A 16,397-nucleotide genomic window follows, 5' to 3' on the forward strand; every position below is an offset into this window, starting at 1 on the left:
GATGCGCTACAGCTTCTGCGTCGCTTGCCGCGCGCTGAGTACGCGCTGGAACAAAATGAACAAGAATAACAAGAGCCCGATGACGATCTTCGTCCACCAAGAGCTAAGCGTGCCTTCGAAGCTGATGATCGTCTGAATGACCCCTTGGATCAATACGCCGAAGAACGTTCCGAATATATACCCGACGCCGCCGGTAAGCAGCGTTCCGCCGATGACGACGGAGGCGATCGCGTCGAGCTCGAGTCCCATCGCGTGCAGACCGTAGCCGGACAGCATATAGAACGTGAACACGACGCCGGCGAGCGCGGAACAGAAGCCGCTAAGCGTGTAGACGGCGATCTTCGTGCGGGCGACCGGCAAGCCCATGAGCAGCGCGGACTGCTCGCTGCCGCCGAGCGCGTAGATATTGCGTCCGAGCCGGGTGTAGTGCGCAATGTAGATGCCCGCCGCGATGACGACAAGCGCGATAATGACGCTGATCGAGATGAAGCTTCCGCCCGGAAGATGGATCTTCGTCTGCGCCATCTTCGTATAGAACGCATCGTCGATCGTAATCGTATTGATGCTGATGACGTAACAGAGCCCGCGCGCGAGGAACATGCCGGCAAGCGTGACGATGAACGGCTGAATCTTGAAATAATGGATGATCGCGCCCATGACCCATCCGAACAGCGAGCCGATGACCAGCATCAGCGGAATGACGACGGCCGGAGGCCACCCGTGCTCCTGCACGAGGCTTGCGGACATCATCGTCGTTAACGCGATGACGGAACCGACCGACAAGTCGATGCCGCCCGTCACGATGACGAACGTCATGCCTACCGCGACGATCAGCAGGAACGCGTTATCGATCAGCAGGTTCAAGATGACCTGGAGCGAGAAGAATCCCGTATAACGGAAAGAACCGGCCAGGAACATGACGGCGAATAGGAACACCGTAACCGCGATGGACAGATACTTCTGCTTAAACATGCTTCGCCACCTCCCGTTCCGCCGGGTAACGGCGAGTTTGCCAACGCTGCACGAGCGTCTTCCGGAACGTCTCCGATTGAATGAGGCAGACGACCAGCACGACGAACGCTTTGACGACCAGCGTAATTTCCGGCGGTACGCCGATCATATAGATCGTCGTCGTCAACGTTTGAATGATGAGCGCGCCGATCAAGGTGCCGGTCAAGTAGAACCGTCCGCCGGTAAGCGACGTTCCGCCGATAACGACGGCCAGAATCGCGTCGAGCTCGTACCACAGGCCGGCGTTGTTGCCGTCGGCGCTCGATACGTTGGAGCTCAGAATAAGTCCGGCGATCGCCGCGCACAACCCGCAGAACAAGTACACCGCGATCAAGACGTACCGGGAGCGAATGCCCGCGAGGCGGCTCGCGCTCGGATTGCGGCCGACCGATTCGATGAACAAGCCAAGCGCGGTGCGGCGAGTCAGCAGCACGGCTACCGCGAACACGGCAACGACGATGAAAATCGAGAAAGGCAGCCCGAGCAGCGAGCCCGATCCGATATAGCCGTACCGGTCGCTCGTGACCGTAATGATCTGCCCCGAAGTAATGAGCTGAGCGATGCCGCGTCCCGCGACCATTAGAATGAGCGTGGCGATAATCGGCTGTATGCCGATAACCGAAACGAGCAAGCCGTTCCACAGCCCTAGCAGCAAAGCGATTCCGATCGATAGCGCGATCGCCTCCGCCAGCAGGCCTAATGCGTCTTGATCGGCGCCCTTGCTGATCGTAAGGCAAGCCATCGCTCCCGAGATCGCAACGATCGAGCCGACCGACAGGTCGATTCCGCCCGTCGCGATGACGACCGTCATGCCGATCGCGACCAGAATGAGCGGCGCCCCGAAATTCAGGATGTCGATGAGCGTGCCGTAGAGATGACCGTTACGAACTTGAACCGTGTAGAACTCCTCGGGCGAATAGAACAAATTGAATAGCAGCAGCGCGGCCAGCATGGCAAGCGGCCAGAACAGATGATGCTTATGAATGCGCATATGCTTTAACCTCCCGCGATTGCCTGCATCACTTGCTGCTGGCCGATGTCTTCTTGCATTTCTTTTACTTTCTTGCGATCGCGGAGCACGACGATCCGGTCGCTGACGCGGACGACTTCCTCGAGCTCCGACGAGACGAACAGCACCGACATGCCTTGCCGGGCTAGCGACAGCACCAGCTTCTGGATTTCGGCCTTCGCCCCGACGTCGATGCCGCGCGTCGGCTCATCCAGAATGAGCAGCTTCGGTTGGGTCAGCAGCCAGCGGGCGAGGATCACCTTCTGCTGGTTGCCGCCGCTCAAGTTTTTAACCAAATGCTCCGGATTCGGAGGATTAATGTTCAGCGCCTTAATATACTGATCGGCGAGCTCATCCTGCTTCTTCCGCGGAATTCTTCTCATCCAGCCGCGGGTCGCCTGCATCGCCAGCACGATATTCTCGCGGACGGTCAGATCGTCGATAATGCCTTCCGTCTTGCGGTTCTCCGGGCAGAAAGCGATGCCCGCGTCGATCGCCTGGCGGGGCGAATGGACGGCCCCCGGCGAATCCTTCAGCAGCAGTTGGCCTTGGTCCGGCCGATCCGCGCCGAAGAACAAGCGCGCCATCTCCGTGCGGCCGGAGCCGAGCAGGCCGGCCAAGCTTACGACCTCGCCTTTGCCGATCAGCAGATCGAACGGCTCGATCGCGCCTTTGCGTCCGAGCCCGATCGCCTCGATCAGCGACTCCTTCGCCTCAGCGCGTCCTTCGCCGCCCGCTTTCGGCAGCTCGCCGAGCAGCTCGAGTTCCTTGCCGATCATCTTCGATACCAGCTCTATCCGGGGCAGTTGCGCCGCTTCATACTCCCCGACAAATTCTCCGTTGCGGAGAATGGTTATTCGCTCCGAAATTTCGTACACCTGATCCAGGAAATGCGTGACGAACAGAATCGCGAGTCCGTCTTCCTTCAGCTTGCGCATGATCTTGAATAGCTGCTCCACCTCGTTGCGGTCTAAGCTGGACGTCGGTTCGTCCAGAATGAGCACTTTCGCCGAAATATTCAGCGCCCTGGCGATCGCCACCAATTGCTGGATGGCTACGGAATACATGTACAGCGGCTGCGTGACGTCGATGCCGAGCTGCAGCCTCTCCCGAAGCAGCTGCTCCGCCTTGCGGTTCATTTCCTTCCACAGAATGCGCCCAAACCGGCGCGGTTCGCGTCCGATGAATATATTTTCCGCGACCGTAAGGTTCGGACATAGATTCACTTCCTGGTACACCGTGCTGATTCCGGCCGCCTGCGCCTCAAGCGGGCTATGGATCGCCACGTGGCGGCCGCTCAGCGTTACGGCGCCCTGATCGATCGAATAGACGCCGGTCAGCACCTTGATCAGCGTCGATTTGCCGGCCCCGTTCTCCCCCATCAGCGCGTGGACCTCTCCGGGGAATAAGCGGAAGCTTACGTTATTCAAAGCTTTTACCCCGGGAAAATGCTTATAAATGCCGCTCATCTGCAAGATCGGCTCCCGCTCTTGCCCGTCGACTGTGCTCATCGCGAACCTCCTTGATCGTATCGAATCTTCGTCGGGCCCGAACGAACTCGCCCTATGAAGAGAGAAAGCCACTCCAGGACGGATACCCGGCAGTGGAGCGGCTCATCTCTTGTGCGATTAATAGATTAATATTTGCGGTTCGGAAGCGCTTCTTTCGCTTGCTCCGACGTGAACGTGCCGTCCGGCGTCACGATGCGCTTAGGAACTTCCTTGCCGGCGAGCATATCTTTCGCGGTCTGCATCAACAACGGTCCGAGAAGCGGGTTGCACTCGACGATGTAGTTGATTTTGCCTTCGGCGGCCGCGGTCATGCCGTCTTTAACGCCGTCGACGGAGATGATCTTGATGTCTACGCCCGGCTTGAGACCGGCGGCTTCGATCGCTTGGATGGCTCCGAGCGCCATGTCGTCATTGTGGGCGTACAGCACGTCGATGTCTTTGTTAGCTTTCAAGAACGCCTGCATAACTTCTTTGCCTTTGGCGCGAGTGAAGTCGCCCGTCTGGGAAGCGATCACTTTGAGGTGCGCATTGCCCGCGATTTTCTCTTCGAAGCCTGCTTTGCGGTCGTTCGCCGGAGCGGAACCCGTCGTGCCTTGCAGCTCGACGATGTTAACGTCTTCCGTCGCGTCTTTGTATTGCTCGGCGAGCCATGCGCCCGCCATGCGGCCCTCTTCGACGAAGTCGGAGCCCATGAACGTCACGTACAGGGAGGTGTCTTTGGAATCGACCGCGCGGTCGGTCAAGATAACCGGGATGCCGGCGTCTTTCGCTTCTTTAAGCACCGTGTCCCATCCGGATTCTACGACCGGCGAAAATGCGATAACGTCGACCTTCTGTTGAATATAAGAGCGGATCGCTTTGATTTGGTTCTCTTGCTTCTGCTGCGCGTCGGAGAATTTCAGGTCGACGCCCGCTTCTTTGGCCGCGCTCTGAATCGAGTCCGTATTCGCCGTTCTCCAGCCGCTCTCCGCGCCGACTTGCGCGAAGCCCATCGTGATTTGCTGATCGGCCGGCGCTGCCGCTTCTGAAGCCGGCGCTTCGCTGCTCGGAGCAGCGGACGAGGCCGCAGCTTGCTTGCTTGGCTCGGCGTTGTTGTTGTTTTTACCGCATGCCGACGTTACCAGCAGGATCGCCGATAAGACGAGCAATGCCCCCAATTTGCCTGTTCTCTTCATTGTTTTTCTAACCTCCCGTATAGTTCGCCAACGTTCGACCGCTGTGCGTATCCAAAGTATAAAACGCTTACAAAAATCCAAGATACGGAGTCTCGCGTGAATTCGATTTGATCTTTTGGTCATTTTCGAAGGGGGCTTACGGCGTCGGTTTGTTTTCTTGTTCGCAAAGTGGATTTTTCCATCAAAGGTCCTCGGGCGCATAGATCGTTCGATATCCATTTGCTATAGTAGAAATAGATTTTTGTAACCGCATACACCAAGCATAAACGACTATCGCAATCTTTTCTGAACGCGATAACGTTTATGTCGGAGGTTATTCAGAAGCGGATGCGAGCGAAGCGAATCAACCTGAATAACACGGAAAGGGCGCAGTGAGCCGATGAAGCTTATCCGATTAACCAGCATGCGCGCCAGAATGCTCATCATGTTCGTCACCCTGACTTCCGTCCCCTTGATCGTCGTCGGCCTTCTCTCCTACCAGAAGTCTTACAACACGGTATCCGGCCATAGCAAAGCCTCCACGACGTTAGCGGCGACGCAGCTCGGGAGGAACATCGACGTCTTGTTCGAGGATGCCGGCAAGCTGCTGGAGCTCGGCAATAACCCGCAAGCCATCCGCTACTTATTCTCCCAGACGGACACCTACGAGGATGCCAAAGAGATTCTGAACACGTTCGGACTCTATCGGGAAACGTACAAATACGATAGCGTGCTTAATATAACGATGGTCAATCTGTACGGCCGGGGAATCAGCGAGCGGAAAGGCGTATTCCAGATGGATCGCAACCCGATGCGCAACCCGCATTTTCAGACGCTGATGAACCATCCCGACGACATTCTCAATCTCGCTCCCGCGGACGCCTCTCCGCTCGACCGGCTGGACGGCTTCGAATATCCGCAGCAGAACGTTATCTCGATCATGACCTCGGTCAAGAACAGCATCACGCACGAAGTCATCGGCTTTATCGTCATCGATCTCGTCGATACGGCGGTGGAGCAGTTCCGCGACAACGTCGTCATCGGCCGAACCGGCTTTTTCTACGTAACGGACCATACCGGACGCCCGATCTTCTACCCGGAGAACAACCGGAGCGCCTATAAGCTGATCAACGAGATCGACCTGACCGGTAAGACGGACCAGGAACAAGGCAGCTACGTCGAATCGACGTCCGGCAAGCCGCAGTTCGTCGTGTTCTCGACGTCCTCGATGACCGGGTGGAAAATTATCGGCATCGTGCCGCTTCAAGAAATCATGGCCGAAGCCAACTCGATCCGCCAACTCATTATCGTCAGCGTGGTGCTCAGCATTATTTTCGCGATCGGGCTTAACTTCTTCATCACGGCGCGGCTGACGCGTCCCGTACAGTTGCTTAAGAACAAGATGCGCCAGGCCGCCTCCGGCTACCTCGACGCCAAGGTGAAGCCGACGGGGCACGACGAGATCGCCGACCTCGGCAAGAGCTTCAACATTATGCTGGAGAAAATAACCGGCCTGATGGAGCAGCACGCGAAGGAGCAGGTGCAGATTCAGAAGGCGGAGCTTCGCACGCTTCAGGCGCAAATCCATCCTCATTTTCTATACAATACGCTGGATTCTATCGTCTGGATGGCCGAGGCCGGCAAGAACAGCCAGGTCATTCAGCTCGTGCAAGCGCTCTCGCGGTTTTTCCGGGTCAGTCTCAACAAAGGGCTAGACTGGATTCCTCTGAGAGAGGAGCTGGAGCACGTCCGAAGCTATCTCGTCATCCAGCAGATGCGCTACCGCGACATACTCGACTACGAGATCGACGCGCCGGAGCCGTTCGGAGATTATCGCATTCTCAAGATGACGCTGCAGCCTATCGTCGAGAACGCGCTATATCACGGCATTAAGAACAAGCGGGGCAAAGGGCTGATCCGCATCTCCTGCCAATCCGTCTCCGAGCAGGAGCTTCGGATCGTCGTCGAGGACAACGGCATCGGCATGAACGAAGAACGGCTCGGCCGGCTTCGCGAGCAATTGAGCCGCCATATTATTCCCGAAGAGACGACCGGCTCGGAAGTGTCCGGCGGCTTCGGGCTTCACAACGTGCAGCAGCGGCTGCGGCTCTATTACGGGGACTCTTATCAAATTCAAGTAGACAGTATAGATCGCGAAGGCACGAAGGTGTCGTTCCGGATTCCGAAGCAAAGGAGATGAGCCTATGAAAAAAGTGATGCTGGTCGACGACGAGATCGTCATTCGCGAGAATATCCGGGATTGCGTCGATTGGGAGCGCGAAGGGTTCGTCTATTGCGGAGACGCGTCCGACGGCGAGCTCGCTCTGCCTATGATCGAATCGATCGTACCCGACATTCTGATTACCGATATCAAGATGCCGTTCTTGAACGGCTTGGAGCTGAGCGCCATCGTTCGCAAACGGCTGCCGGATACGAAGATCATCATCCTTAGCGGCCACGACGAATTCGAATACGCGCGATCCGCTTTACGGCTCGGCATCGAGGAATATTGCCTGAAGCCGGTAAGCTCCGCCGATCTGGTCGCGTTGCTCAGAAGCGTAAGCGCGAAGATCGACCTGGAACGAAGCGAGAAGGCGCGGCTGGAGGCTCTGCGGGAGAACAAGAACGAGAACGCCGCGCTGTCCCAGGAGAAGCTGCTGGCCGACATCTGCACCGGCATGATTACGACCGCCGAAGCGCTCGATACGGCTTCCGCCCTGTCGCTCAATTTGATGGCCCGTTATTACGTCGTCGTGATTACCGACGTCCGCTGCGGCAAGAGCCATTCCGCCTCCATCGACCACGGGGTCGTCGGCCAAGCCGAAGCGTTGATCCGGGACAAATTCGCCTCTCATGCGGAAACGTTCGAGTTCAAGCGCAGCCGCACGGAACGGGTGTGGATTCTGAAGCACGATACGCTTCAGAAGCTCGAAGGCGCGCTGGAGCTCGCGCAGAACGAGATGAAGTCGGAGATCGAGGCCGTGACGGGCTGCCGGCTGGCGCTAGGTATCGGCAGCGTGCAGGAGCGGCTTCAGCACGTCCATTCCTCCTTCCTGGAAGCCGAGGAAGACAAGCATTGGAAGCGGCTTACGCACAGCGCCCAGAGCCGCTGGTCGCTGCGGGCGGTCGAGGGGGCGCTCGATCCGTCCGTCGTGCTGGACCGCCAGCGCTACATCGAATTCCTGAAGATCGGCTCGCCCGCGGACATCGGCCGGGTGGCGCGCGCGCTCGCCGAAGGCTTGCGCAAGGTGGACTGGCGCAACGATCTATACGGCTTCTATCTGCTCAACGATCTGACGCTCGAGGTGTTCCAGACGGCGAAGAACCTTTATCGCAACCTCGACGACGCGGAAGAGACGCTGATGCGGTTCCAGCATAACATCGGCGATATCGGTTCCTGGGAGGATGCTTCAAGGTACCTCGCCAAGCTCGCCGAGCTGTTCTGGCAATGGCGGGGCGTAGCCGCCGATCGCTATGCCGACATGCTGGAGCAAGCGAAAACCTATATTATGCGGAACTACGGGCAAGACCGGCTGTCTTTGCAGGACGTCGCCGATCACGTATGCGTCAGTCCCAGCCATCTAAGCAAGGTGTTCAGCCAAGAAACGGGGCAGACGTTCATCGAATTCCTGACCAGCGTTCGCATTCGCCGGGCGATGGAGCTTCTGAAGACGACCAACGACAAATCGTACGAAATCGCCCATCAGGTCGGCTATAACGACGCCCATTATTTCTCCAACTTGTTCAAGAAAGCGACAGGCATGACGACCAAGGATTTCCGCAAGCAGAGCCGGACGACGACGACGCTCGCGGAATGGGAAGGTGCTACGAATGAAGCATAGAACGGCATGGCTGGCCGTGCTCGTACTCGCGCTTCTATTCGCTGGAGGTTGCGACTCGTCCGGCGGCGGCGTCTCGACCGCGGCGGCGCCGGAAGGCAATGAAGCGCCCGCGTCCTTGACGAGCTCGGAGCGGCCGACCTTCGGCATCATCTATCCGATGGCGCATCCATTCTACGAAATGATCACCCAATACGCCAAGGAAGCCGCCGCGGACTTAGGCGCGCAGCTTATCGTCAAAGCGCCGGACGAAGCGAACCTGGAGCAGCAAATCCGCATGATGGAGACGATGATCTCGCAGAAGGTCGACGGAATCGCCATCGACCCGGTCGACAGGTCCGCTCTCGTTCCCGTCATCGACAAAGCCGTGTCGGCGGGCATTCCCGTCATCTGCTTCGAGTCCGATGCGCCGGGAAGCAAACGGCTCTCCTATATCGGGGCCGACAACGAGCAGGCCGGTCAGCGGATGGGCAAGATGCTCGACGGCTTGCTCGAGGGCAAGGGCATGGTCATGATGGAGACGGGCATGGCGGGGATGACCAGCATGAGCGAGCGGTTGAAAGGGTTGCTCGACTACTTGAACGGCAACACCGAGATCCAAGTGCTCGAGGTGCGGTACAACGAAGGCAAGGAAACCGCGGCCTTATCCCATCTGGAAGAGATGATCGAGTCGCACCCCCACTTCGATGCTTTCGTCGCGCTCGACGTCATGTCGGGCTCGGCGTCCGTCCTCGTCTGGAAGGCCAGCGGACTTGATCGCTACGCGCTCGCGTTCGGCTTAATGCCGGGAATCCAGCAAGCGTTGGACAACGGACAGATTACGGCCGTCGTCTCGCAGCACGAGCAGCTATGGGGAGAACGGATCGTCGGGAGGCTGCTGGATGCGTCGCGAGGAATCGCGATACCGCCGTTCGACGATATGGGGTTAGAGGAAGTCCAAGGGATCGGGCATTAGCCGGTCGCTCGGACTTCTTTTTTTGGTCTTGGAATCGGAGGCAAAAAAAGGAGCGATACTAAAGATACTCAACGCCGATGTCGAACATGCCCCGCGGCGCGAAGGACTAGCGAGAAGGGAGGCCGCGCATGCGGAAGATCACCGAACGGTACGAACGCAATAAGAAGCGGACATCCGACTCGGATCGGACGGCGTCAGGTTCTTCCCGCCTGGACGCCGATTTGAACGCCAACTTGGAGCGGATCAAGAACGAGCTCGGCACGAGCCCCGATCTGGTCATTCGCCGATTCAAGCTGCGCCTTAAGAAAGAGCTTCAAGTCGCCGCCGTCTATATGGACACGTTAACGGACAAAAATATCGTCAACGACTTCATCATCCGTTCGCTCATGTCCCCCTCCTTGCCTGAACCGCCTGACGGCATCGAATCGCCGGAAGGCGCGTTCCGTTATGTTTGCGACAACGCGTTGGCGGTCGGCCAGATCGAAGCGGTCGCCGACTGGCCTACGATGTCGCTGGAGCTTCTGACGGGCAAGACGGTTCTGCTCGTAGACGGCTGGGACGAATGCATATGCGGCAATACGATGGGCGGCGAAAGACGGGCGGTGTCCGAAGCGAGCACCCAAATCGTCATCCGCGGTCCGAAGGACAGCTTCTCCGAATCGGTCGCCACGAACGTCGGGCTTGTCCGCCGAAGAATACGTACGCCCGACTTCGCCTTCGAATCCATCAAGATCGGGTCCATTACCCAGACGACCGTCGTCATGATGTACATCAAAAATATCGCCAAGCCGCCGATTATCGATGAAGTACGTATCCGACTGCGCAAAATAGACACGGATGCCATCCTGGAATCGGGTTATATCGAGGAATTCATCGAAGATAACTGGCTATCTCCGTTCCCGACCATCTACAATACGGAGCGCCCGGACATCGTAGCCGCGAACTTGATCGAAGGACGCATCGCGATCATCGTCGACGGCACTCCGTTCGCGCTCGTCGTTCCGACCGTTATGTCGCAGTTTTTCACGGCGGCCGAGGACTACTATCAGCGCTACGACATCGGAAGCTTCATCCGGTTTCTCCGGTACGTCGCCTTCGTCATCGCGTTGTTCGGTCCGGCCGCTTATATCGCGCTTACGACTTTCCATCAGGAGATGCTGCCGACTCCGCTCCTGATCAACTTGTCGGGATCTCGCGAAGGCGTGCCCTTCCCCGCGCTCGTCGAAGCGTTCCTCATGGAGATCAGCTTCGAAATTCTGAGGGAGGCAGGTATCCGAATGCCGCGCGCGGTCGGGCAAGCCGTCTCGATCGTCGGCGCGCTCGTGCTCGGCGAAGCGGCCGTGCAAGCCGGTATCGTGTCTCCCATCATGGTAATCGTCGTATCGATTACGGCCATCGCCAACTTCTCGATCCCTTCCTACAATCTCGCGATTACGGCCCGGCTGCTGCGGTTTCTATTCATGCTGGCGGCAGGCTTCCTAGGCTTCTACGGCGTCATGCTCGGCTTGATCATGCTCGTTGCCCATATGAACTCGCTTCGCTCTTTCGGCGTCGCCTACTTGTCCCCGCTCGTTCCGGTCCGGCCCGAACAATGGAAGGATTTCTTCATCCGCCTTCCCCATTGGACCGTCCGAAGCCGGCCCGACAACGTCGCCGAGCGGACGGAGAAAATGCCCTCCGGACAAGGGCCGCATATCGATTCCGACGGAAGCGGCAACGCCGGAAGCGGAGGCGTGAAGCCATGAGCGCGCAAACCCGCCATGCTTTGGCGAAGCTCTCGCTAATCGTTCTCGCGTTCCTGCCGCTGGTTGCGACCATCGGTTGTTGGAACAGCCGCGAGATCGATAAGCTAGCCATCGTAACGGCGCTTTCCATCGATCGCGCCGATTCCGGCGGCTTCGAGCTTGCCTTCCAAGTCGTTATGCCCGGAGGACAGCCGCATGCCGGGAATTCGAAATCGGATACCCCGTTCACTATATACGGCATCCGATCCCGCACTTTGTTCGAAGGGATCCGCAAAGCTTCCAAACAGGTGCCGCGCCAGCTGTTCTTCTCGCACGTACAGGTCGTCGTGCTCGGAGAGAAGCTGGCGAAGGAAGGCATACAAGAGGTGTTCGATTTCTTCGAACGGTCGCACGAGGTGAGATTAACCTCCCTGTTGCTTGTCGCCAGAGGCGAGGAGCCCGACAAGCTCATCAGCACGCTCGTCCCTTTGGAACGGCTGCAGGCGAACGCGATGTTAGGAGAAGGCATACTGTCTTCCCAATTGTGGTCCGAGACGGCCGTCGTCGAGATCGACGACGTCATCCGCAAGCTGATCAATCCGGGCGTGGAACCGACGATCAGCGGCATCAAGCTGATCGGCAACGACAAATCCGCCGGCGATAAGAAAAGCCTTGAGCAATCCCGCCCGCCCTTTCACTTGGAAGTGTCGGATATCGCGATGTTCAAGGACGGCAAGCTTACGGGATGGTTCGAAGGCGATGCCGCTCGCGGGTTGCTGTTCGTCACGGACCGCATCCATAGCACGATTATGAATTTGCCGTGCGGAGACCTCCCCGAGGGCGTGGCTATGGAGATCATCAAGAGCAAGACGAAGAAGGAAGTCTCCTTGAAGGACGGTCGGCTTCGCGTCAACGTGATCGTCAACGCGGAAGGCAACATCGGCGAAGTGAAATGCGGCATCCCTCTGAACGATCTCGGCGTCCTGCACGCGTTGGAACGCGAATGGGAGAATGCCATCCGGAACAATATCGGGCTCGCCGTACGCAAAGCGCAACAACCTCCCACGGACATCTTCGGCTTCGGGATGATCATAGAGCAGAACCATCCGAAGCTATGGAAATCCGTCGAATCGAGATGGGATTCGATATTCGCGGACGCGGAAGTTAACGTAACGTTCCACGGCGTCATCCGCAGAACGGGCATGCGAGGCAAGTCGTTGATCAAGGAACAGAGCGACCGGCAAGGCAAAGGAGGGCCATTATGAAGACGTCTACGGAAAATCTCGGACCGCTGCATCTATTCTCTTGGATCGTTCTGTTCGAGCTCGGCTCCGCGGTCGTCATTCCGATCGGAATAGACGCGAAGCAAGCCTCATGGATTGTCATTTTGCTCGGTTGCGGCATCGGCATCGTCCTTATGGCTGCCGTCTACGGCTCGTTGTACCGAATGTTCCCCGACCTGTCTTTGACCGGTTACGCGAGCCGTATCGCGGGCAAAGGCGTAGGCTGGACGATCGGCTTCGGCTACCTGCTATACTTCCTCTACATCGCCGGGCGAAACACGCGCGATTTCGGAGACTTGCTCGCGGCGTCGTCTTACGACGTCACTCCGGTATTCGTGATCAACGTCTGCATCGTGGTCGCGGTCGGCTACGTGCTTCATCTCGGCATCGAGGTGTTCGGGCGAACGGCTTTCATCTTTTTCGTGTTCACGGGGGGCCTCTTCTTGCTCATCCTGGTGCTCGTCATGTTCTCGGATATGGCGGATGCCCGGCGCATGCTGCCGGTTCTTCCGGACGGCTGGCAACCGGTCAGGAAGGCGTTGTATCCGACGAACGTCACGTTTCCGTTCGGCGAAATGATCGTCATGGCGATGTTCTTCCCTCATCTGAAGCAACGATGGAAACCGATACGGATCGGCATATGGGCGATGTTGCTCAGCGCCGCGCTGCTGTGCGTCGCGGCGTTCGTCAACATCTCCGTCCTCGGCATCGAGATCGCCAGTCGCACCACGTTCCCGCTGTTTACGTCGCTCAGCCGGCTGCGACTGGCGGAATTCGTGCAACGGATGGACGCGGTCGTGCTGCTGCTGCTGATCATTTCGAGCTTTTTCAAGATCGGCACCTTCATGCTGGCAGCCGTACTGGTAGCACGGGATTTGTTCCGCACGGATAATTATAAGACGTTGATCTTTCCTGTCGGGTTAGTCGTCATCATCTCTTCGATTCTTATGGCGGGAAGCTTGACGGAGCACCTGGAAGAAGGGCTGACAATCGTCCCGTATTATCTCCACTTGCCTTTCCAATTCGCGATTCCGGTTGCCCTACTGCTCGTCGGATGGATTCGACGGCTGGGCGGAAACGTTTCCTCCTGATCGCTTCCCGCCGCCGAACAGCGCCGAGATCCCTTTAGCCAGCGGTTTGCGCACGAACAGGAGCATCAGGACGACCAACAACAGTCGCTCGCTCGGTTCCATCATGACGTATACGAAGCGAACGTTAAGCGCCATGTGATAAGCGCCGATGCCAAGCGCCGAGTCGATCGCCGTATCAAGCGCGACGCTGCATGCCAACAGGAGCACGAAGACCGCGTAACGTTTCCAGTACAATCGTCTTCTCCTCCTTCTTCGGGCCGATTCGTTACCGGTTAGCGTTCCCCGCGCGGAAGGGATGAATGATATCTCTATCCTGGAAGACACTAGATATCAATCATTGGCATGATTGGAGGCACAATGGAAAATTTCAGAACGGCGTTCCGCAACAAACGTTACATCGCTCATGTCAGCCTCTTGGGAACGACGCAGTTGCATAAACGGAATCCGATTACGATCGCCTGCTGGTCCATGGCTTTTCCCGGCTTCGGGCATTTGCTCCTGAATAAATATTTGCGCGGATACGCTTTGATCTTGTGGGAAATGTTCATTAACCAGAAAATTCACCTGAATCTAGCCGTCGTCCATACGTTCAACGGTCAGTTCCAAGCGGCCAGAGACGCATTGGACCCTAGATTCATGTCGTTGTACATACCGGTGTACATCTTCGCGATCTACGACAGCTATCGGACGGCCGTCGATTTGAACAAAATTTATCTTCTTGCCCAGAGGGAAAACGGACGCTTCAACGAGTTCAGCATCGGAGCTTTGGAAGTCAACTACCTCGACAAACGCAAACCGTGGCTGGCGGCCTTATGGTCGATGGGAGTTCCCAGCGTAGGGCAATTGTACCTCCATCGTATCGTCTTGGCCGCGTTTATCTTGATCAGCACCATCGTGATCGTATGGCAATCGAATTTGATTCTGGCGCTGCATTGCATGATTATCGGGGATTGGAGCACGGCTTCATCCGTCGTCGACGAACAATGGGTCTTGTATTTCCCCTCCTTTTATTACTTTACGATTTACGATGCCTACACGAGCACCGTCGAGAACAACAAGTTGTTCAACGATGTTCTCAAACGGCATCTCATCGACAACTACCAGCCGGTTGGTCACCCCGTAACCGTTGGAGGGAAATAACATGCAGATTCTGGCCACGTTCGAGTACTCGACCTTCCTTGAAATCGCCATTACGGAGCTTGAGGCGAAGGGTATCACTTCGATTTACGCCGTACCTCTTGATTTGCGCAAAAAAGAGCCGCGGCTGCTCGATACGATTCACCGGGCGGACGGGATGTCGTTCATCGACAAAGGCATGATCTTCGCCTTTCTCTTGTCTACGGTCGGCGCCAGCAAAGGGTTCGTCTGGCCTGGCGGACCTGTCATCTGGGGAATTGCGGGAGCGTTTCTCGGCTTTGTGATCGGAGTTGCGCTAAGCGGGGTCCTGTACCTGATCAAACGGAACAAAAATCAGACTCAGATCAAAAAAGGGAAAAGGAGCGAGGTCATCCTTATCGTTGCGTGCGAGGATAATCAGGCGTCGGTCGTAGAGGACATTCTGTGGGATCATAAAGCTCTCGGCATGGCGATGGCGAGATAAGAGCGGCGCGGGAGAAGTTGCCCCGCGACGCCCAGCTCGAACCGACTAGATCAAGAAGCCGTCTTGTTCTTGTTGTAAATATCGAAGCCTACGGCAAAGAGGAGCACCAATCCTTTAATTCCCTGCTGCCAATCGATGCCAAGCCCGATAAGGGACATCCCGTTGTTCATGACGCCCATCACGAGCCCTCCGATAATCGCCCCCATGACGGTCCCGATCCCTCCGGAAGCCGACGCGCCGCCGATGAAGCAAGCCGCGATCGCGTCGAGCTCGAAGTTCACGCCCGCCTTCGGCGTCGCCGCGTTCAGGCGCGCGGCGTAAATCAGTCCGGATAACGCCGCTAGCGCGCCCATGTTGACGAACACCCAGAACGTCACTCTTTTCGTCTTGACGCCGGACAGCTTCGCCGCTTTCTCGTTGCCGCCGAGCGCGTACGTGTGACGGCCCATGACCGTCTTTTTCATGACGAACGTGTACACGATAACGAGCAGGAACAGAATGATCAGAATGTACGGGATGCCTCTGTACTGCGCCAGCACGTACGTAAAGACGTTAATGACCGCGACGATTCCGACGAGTTTGGCGATAAACCAAGGATAAGGGAGCACTTCGAAATCGTATTTGCGCTGCGCCCGACGGTCTCTGAACTCTTGCAGCACCGTTACGAGAGACAGGAATACGCCGACGATAATCGTGAGCATGTGGATAGAAGAACTGCCGTCCACGTCGGGCAGGAAGCCGGTGCTCATCTTCTGGAACGCCTTCGGGAACGGGGCGATCGACTGTCCGTCCAGCACGATCATCGTAAGTCCCCGGAAGAGAAGCATCCCGGCAAGCGTCACGATGAACGACGGGATTCGCATATACGCGACCCAGAACCCTTGCCATGCGCCGACCAACGCGCCGATCAATAGAGACAGTATAATAGCGGCCCAATAAGGCATATCGTAATCGACCATCATGATAGCCGACACGGCTCCGACGAACGCGGCGACCGAACCGACCGACAGATCGATATGACCCGTTATGATCACGAGAACCATCCCGATGGCGAGCACCAAGATAAAGCTGTACTGCTGGATAATATTCGTTACGTTCAGCGGCTTCAGCAGAATGCCGTCGGACAGCACTTGGAACAGCACCGTAATAAGGATCAGCGCCAAGATCATGCCGTACTGGCGCACGTTGTTCTTGAATACGTTCTTCATGACTTCCATCCG

The 16,397-nt window shown here is 57.2% G+C and carries 14 protein-coding genes; 8 read left to right on the forward strand and 6 right to left on the reverse strand.

Going from position 1 to position 16,397, the window contains the following annotated elements; all coding sequences use genetic code 11:
* Positions 1 to 6: 6 nt before the first annotated feature.
* The 4 genes from yjfF to COHPA_RS0109540 all read right to left on the reverse strand — a co-directional run bounded on the left by yjfF (position 7) and on the right by COHPA_RS0109540 (position 4,706).
* The gene (gene yjfF, locus COHPA_RS0109525) at positions 7 to 972 is read right to left on the reverse strand and encodes a galactofuranose ABC transporter, permease protein YjfF (protein WP_027085947.1); all 966 of its coding nucleotides are present in this window, start codon (positions 970 to 972) and stop codon (positions 7 to 9) included.
* Positions 965 to 2,002, reverse strand: a complete 1,038-nt coding sequence (locus COHPA_RS0109530; protein WP_027085948.1) for an ABC transporter permease — start codon at positions 2,000 to 2,002, stop codon at positions 965 to 967. The genes yjfF and COHPA_RS0109530 overlap by 8 nt, the downstream gene beginning before the upstream one ends.
* Positions 2,003 to 2,007: 5 nt before the next feature.
* Positions 2,008 to 3,531 (reverse strand): sugar ABC transporter ATP-binding protein, encoded by a 1,524-nt coding sequence (locus COHPA_RS0109535; RefSeq protein ID WP_027085949.1) that lies wholly within the window; start codon positions 3,529 to 3,531, stop codon positions 2,008 to 2,010.
* Positions 3,532 to 3,656: 125 nt separating this feature from the next.
* Positions 3,657 to 4,706, reverse strand: coding sequence for an ABC transporter substrate-binding protein (locus COHPA_RS0109540; RefSeq protein WP_027085950.1), 1,050 nt, complete (start codon positions 4,704 to 4,706; stop codon positions 3,657 to 3,659).
* Between the two features lie 379 nt (positions 4,707 to 5,085).
* Here COHPA_RS0109540 and COHPA_RS0109545 point away from each other — a divergent pair, with 379 nt between their 5' ends.
* The 6 genes from COHPA_RS0109545 (at position 5,086) to COHPA_RS0109570 (ending at position 13,577) form a co-directional block, all read left to right on the forward strand.
* Positions 5,086 to 6,885 carry a cache domain-containing sensor histidine kinase gene (locus COHPA_RS0109545; RefSeq protein WP_027085951.1) on the forward strand — a complete coding sequence of 600 codons (1,800 nt, stop codon included), beginning with the start codon at positions 5,086 to 5,088 and terminating at the stop codon, positions 6,883 to 6,885.
* A 4-nt stretch (positions 6,886 to 6,889) separates the two neighbouring features.
* Positions 6,890 to 8,527 carry a response regulator transcription factor gene (locus tag COHPA_RS0109550; RefSeq protein ID WP_027085952.1) on the forward strand — a complete coding sequence of 546 codons (1,638 nt, stop codon included), beginning with the start codon at positions 6,890 to 6,892 and terminating at the stop codon, positions 8,525 to 8,527.
* A complete protein-coding gene (locus tag COHPA_RS0109555; RefSeq protein ID WP_027085953.1) occupies positions 8,517 to 9,479 on the forward strand; it encodes a sugar ABC transporter substrate-binding protein in 963 nt (320 codons plus the stop codon). The genes COHPA_RS0109550 and COHPA_RS0109555 overlap by 11 nt, the downstream gene beginning before the upstream one ends.
* 128 nt (positions 9,480 to 9,607) lie before the next feature.
* Positions 9,608 to 11,224 (forward strand): spore germination protein, encoded by a 1,617-nt coding sequence (locus COHPA_RS0109560; protein ID WP_027085954.1) that lies wholly within the window; start codon positions 9,608 to 9,610, stop codon positions 11,222 to 11,224.
* Positions 11,221 to 12,468: a Ger(x)C family spore germination protein gene (locus COHPA_RS0109565; protein ID WP_027085955.1), complete on the forward strand. Its 1,248-nt coding sequence runs from the start codon at positions 11,221 to 11,223 to the stop codon at positions 12,466 to 12,468. Before COHPA_RS0109560 ends, COHPA_RS0109565 begins: the two co-directional genes overlap by 4 nt.
* A complete protein-coding gene (locus COHPA_RS0109570) occupies positions 12,465 to 13,577 on the forward strand; it encodes a GerAB/ArcD/ProY family transporter (RefSeq protein ID WP_027085956.1) in 1,113 nt (370 codons plus the stop codon). The genes COHPA_RS0109565 and COHPA_RS0109570 overlap by 4 nt, the downstream gene beginning before the upstream one ends.
* Here COHPA_RS0109570 and COHPA_RS0109575 read toward each other — a convergent pair.
* Positions 13,527 to 13,811 (reverse strand): YczF family membrane protein, encoded by a 285-nt coding sequence (locus tag COHPA_RS0109575; RefSeq protein WP_027085957.1) that lies wholly within the window; start codon positions 13,809 to 13,811, stop codon positions 13,527 to 13,529. The two genes, COHPA_RS0109570 and COHPA_RS0109575, sit on opposite strands and share 51 nt — an antisense overlap.
* A gap of 123 nt (positions 13,812 to 13,934) precedes the next feature.
* Here COHPA_RS0109575 and COHPA_RS0109580 point away from each other — a divergent pair, with 123 nt between their 5' ends.
* Together COHPA_RS0109580 and COHPA_RS0109585 are read left to right on the forward strand one after the other, a co-directional pair.
* Positions 13,935 to 14,717, forward strand: coding sequence for a hypothetical protein (locus COHPA_RS0109580; protein WP_027085958.1), 783 nt, complete (start codon positions 13,935 to 13,937; stop codon positions 14,715 to 14,717).
* A gap of 1 nt (position 14,718) precedes the next feature.
* Complete coding sequence (locus COHPA_RS0109585) at positions 14,719 to 15,177, forward strand: hypothetical protein (RefSeq protein WP_027085959.1); 459 nt, start codon at positions 14,719 to 14,721, stop codon at positions 15,175 to 15,177.
* A gap of 50 nt (positions 15,178 to 15,227) precedes the next feature.
* Here COHPA_RS0109585 and mmsB read toward each other — a convergent pair whose 3' ends face one another.
* The gene (gene mmsB / locus COHPA_RS0109590; RefSeq protein WP_027085960.1) at positions 15,228 to 16,394 is read right to left on the reverse strand and encodes a multiple monosaccharide ABC transporter permease; all 1,167 of its coding nucleotides are present in this window, start codon (positions 16,392 to 16,394) and stop codon (positions 15,228 to 15,230) included.
* Positions 16,395 to 16,397: the final 3 nt, after the last annotated feature.

The organism is Cohnella panacarvi Gsoil 349 (genome assembly GCF_000515335.1).
GTDB lineage: Bacteria > Bacillota > Bacilli > Paenibacillales > Paenibacillaceae > Cohnella > Cohnella panacarvi.

Excerpts from the sequence above, each read along its gene's own strand:
- yjfF (WP_027085947.1), bottom strand. The coding sequence starts at position 972 with ATGTTTAAGCAGAAGTATCTGTCCATCGCGGTTACGGTGTTCCTATTC.
- COHPA_RS0109530 (WP_027085948.1), bottom strand. The coding sequence starts at position 2,002 with ATGCGCATTCATAAGCATCATCTGTTCTGGCCGCTTGCCATGCTGGCC.
- COHPA_RS0109535 (WP_027085949.1), bottom strand. The coding sequence starts at position 3,531 with ATGAGCACAGTCGACGGGCAAGAGCGGGAGCCGATCTTGCAGATGAGC.
- COHPA_RS0109540 (WP_027085950.1), bottom strand. The coding sequence starts at position 4,706 with ATGAAGAGAACAGGCAAATTGGGGGCATTGCTCGTCTTATCGGCGATC.
- COHPA_RS0109545 (WP_027085951.1), top strand. The coding sequence starts at position 5,086 with ATGAAGCTTATCCGATTAACCAGCATGCGCGCCAGAATGCTCATCATG.
- COHPA_RS0109550 (WP_027085952.1), top strand. The coding sequence starts at position 6,890 with ATGAAAAAAGTGATGCTGGTCGACGACGAGATCGTCATTCGCGAGAAT.
- COHPA_RS0109555 (WP_027085953.1), top strand. The coding sequence starts at position 8,517 with ATGAAGCATAGAACGGCATGGCTGGCCGTGCTCGTACTCGCGCTTCTA.
- COHPA_RS0109560 (WP_027085954.1), top strand. The coding sequence starts at position 9,608 with ATGCGGAAGATCACCGAACGGTACGAACGCAATAAGAAGCGGACATCC.
- COHPA_RS0109565 (WP_027085955.1), top strand. The coding sequence starts at position 11,221 with ATGAGCGCGCAAACCCGCCATGCTTTGGCGAAGCTCTCGCTAATCGTT.
- COHPA_RS0109570 (WP_027085956.1), top strand. The coding sequence starts at position 12,465 with ATGAAGACGTCTACGGAAAATCTCGGACCGCTGCATCTATTCTCTTGG.
- COHPA_RS0109580 (WP_027085958.1), top strand. The coding sequence starts at position 13,935 with ATGGAAAATTTCAGAACGGCGTTCCGCAACAAACGTTACATCGCTCAT.
- COHPA_RS0109585 (WP_027085959.1), top strand. The coding sequence starts at position 14,719 with ATGCAGATTCTGGCCACGTTCGAGTACTCGACCTTCCTTGAAATCGCC.
- mmsB (WP_027085960.1), bottom strand. The coding sequence starts at position 16,394 with ATGGAAGTCATGAAGAACGTATTCAAGAACAACGTGCGCCAGTACGGC.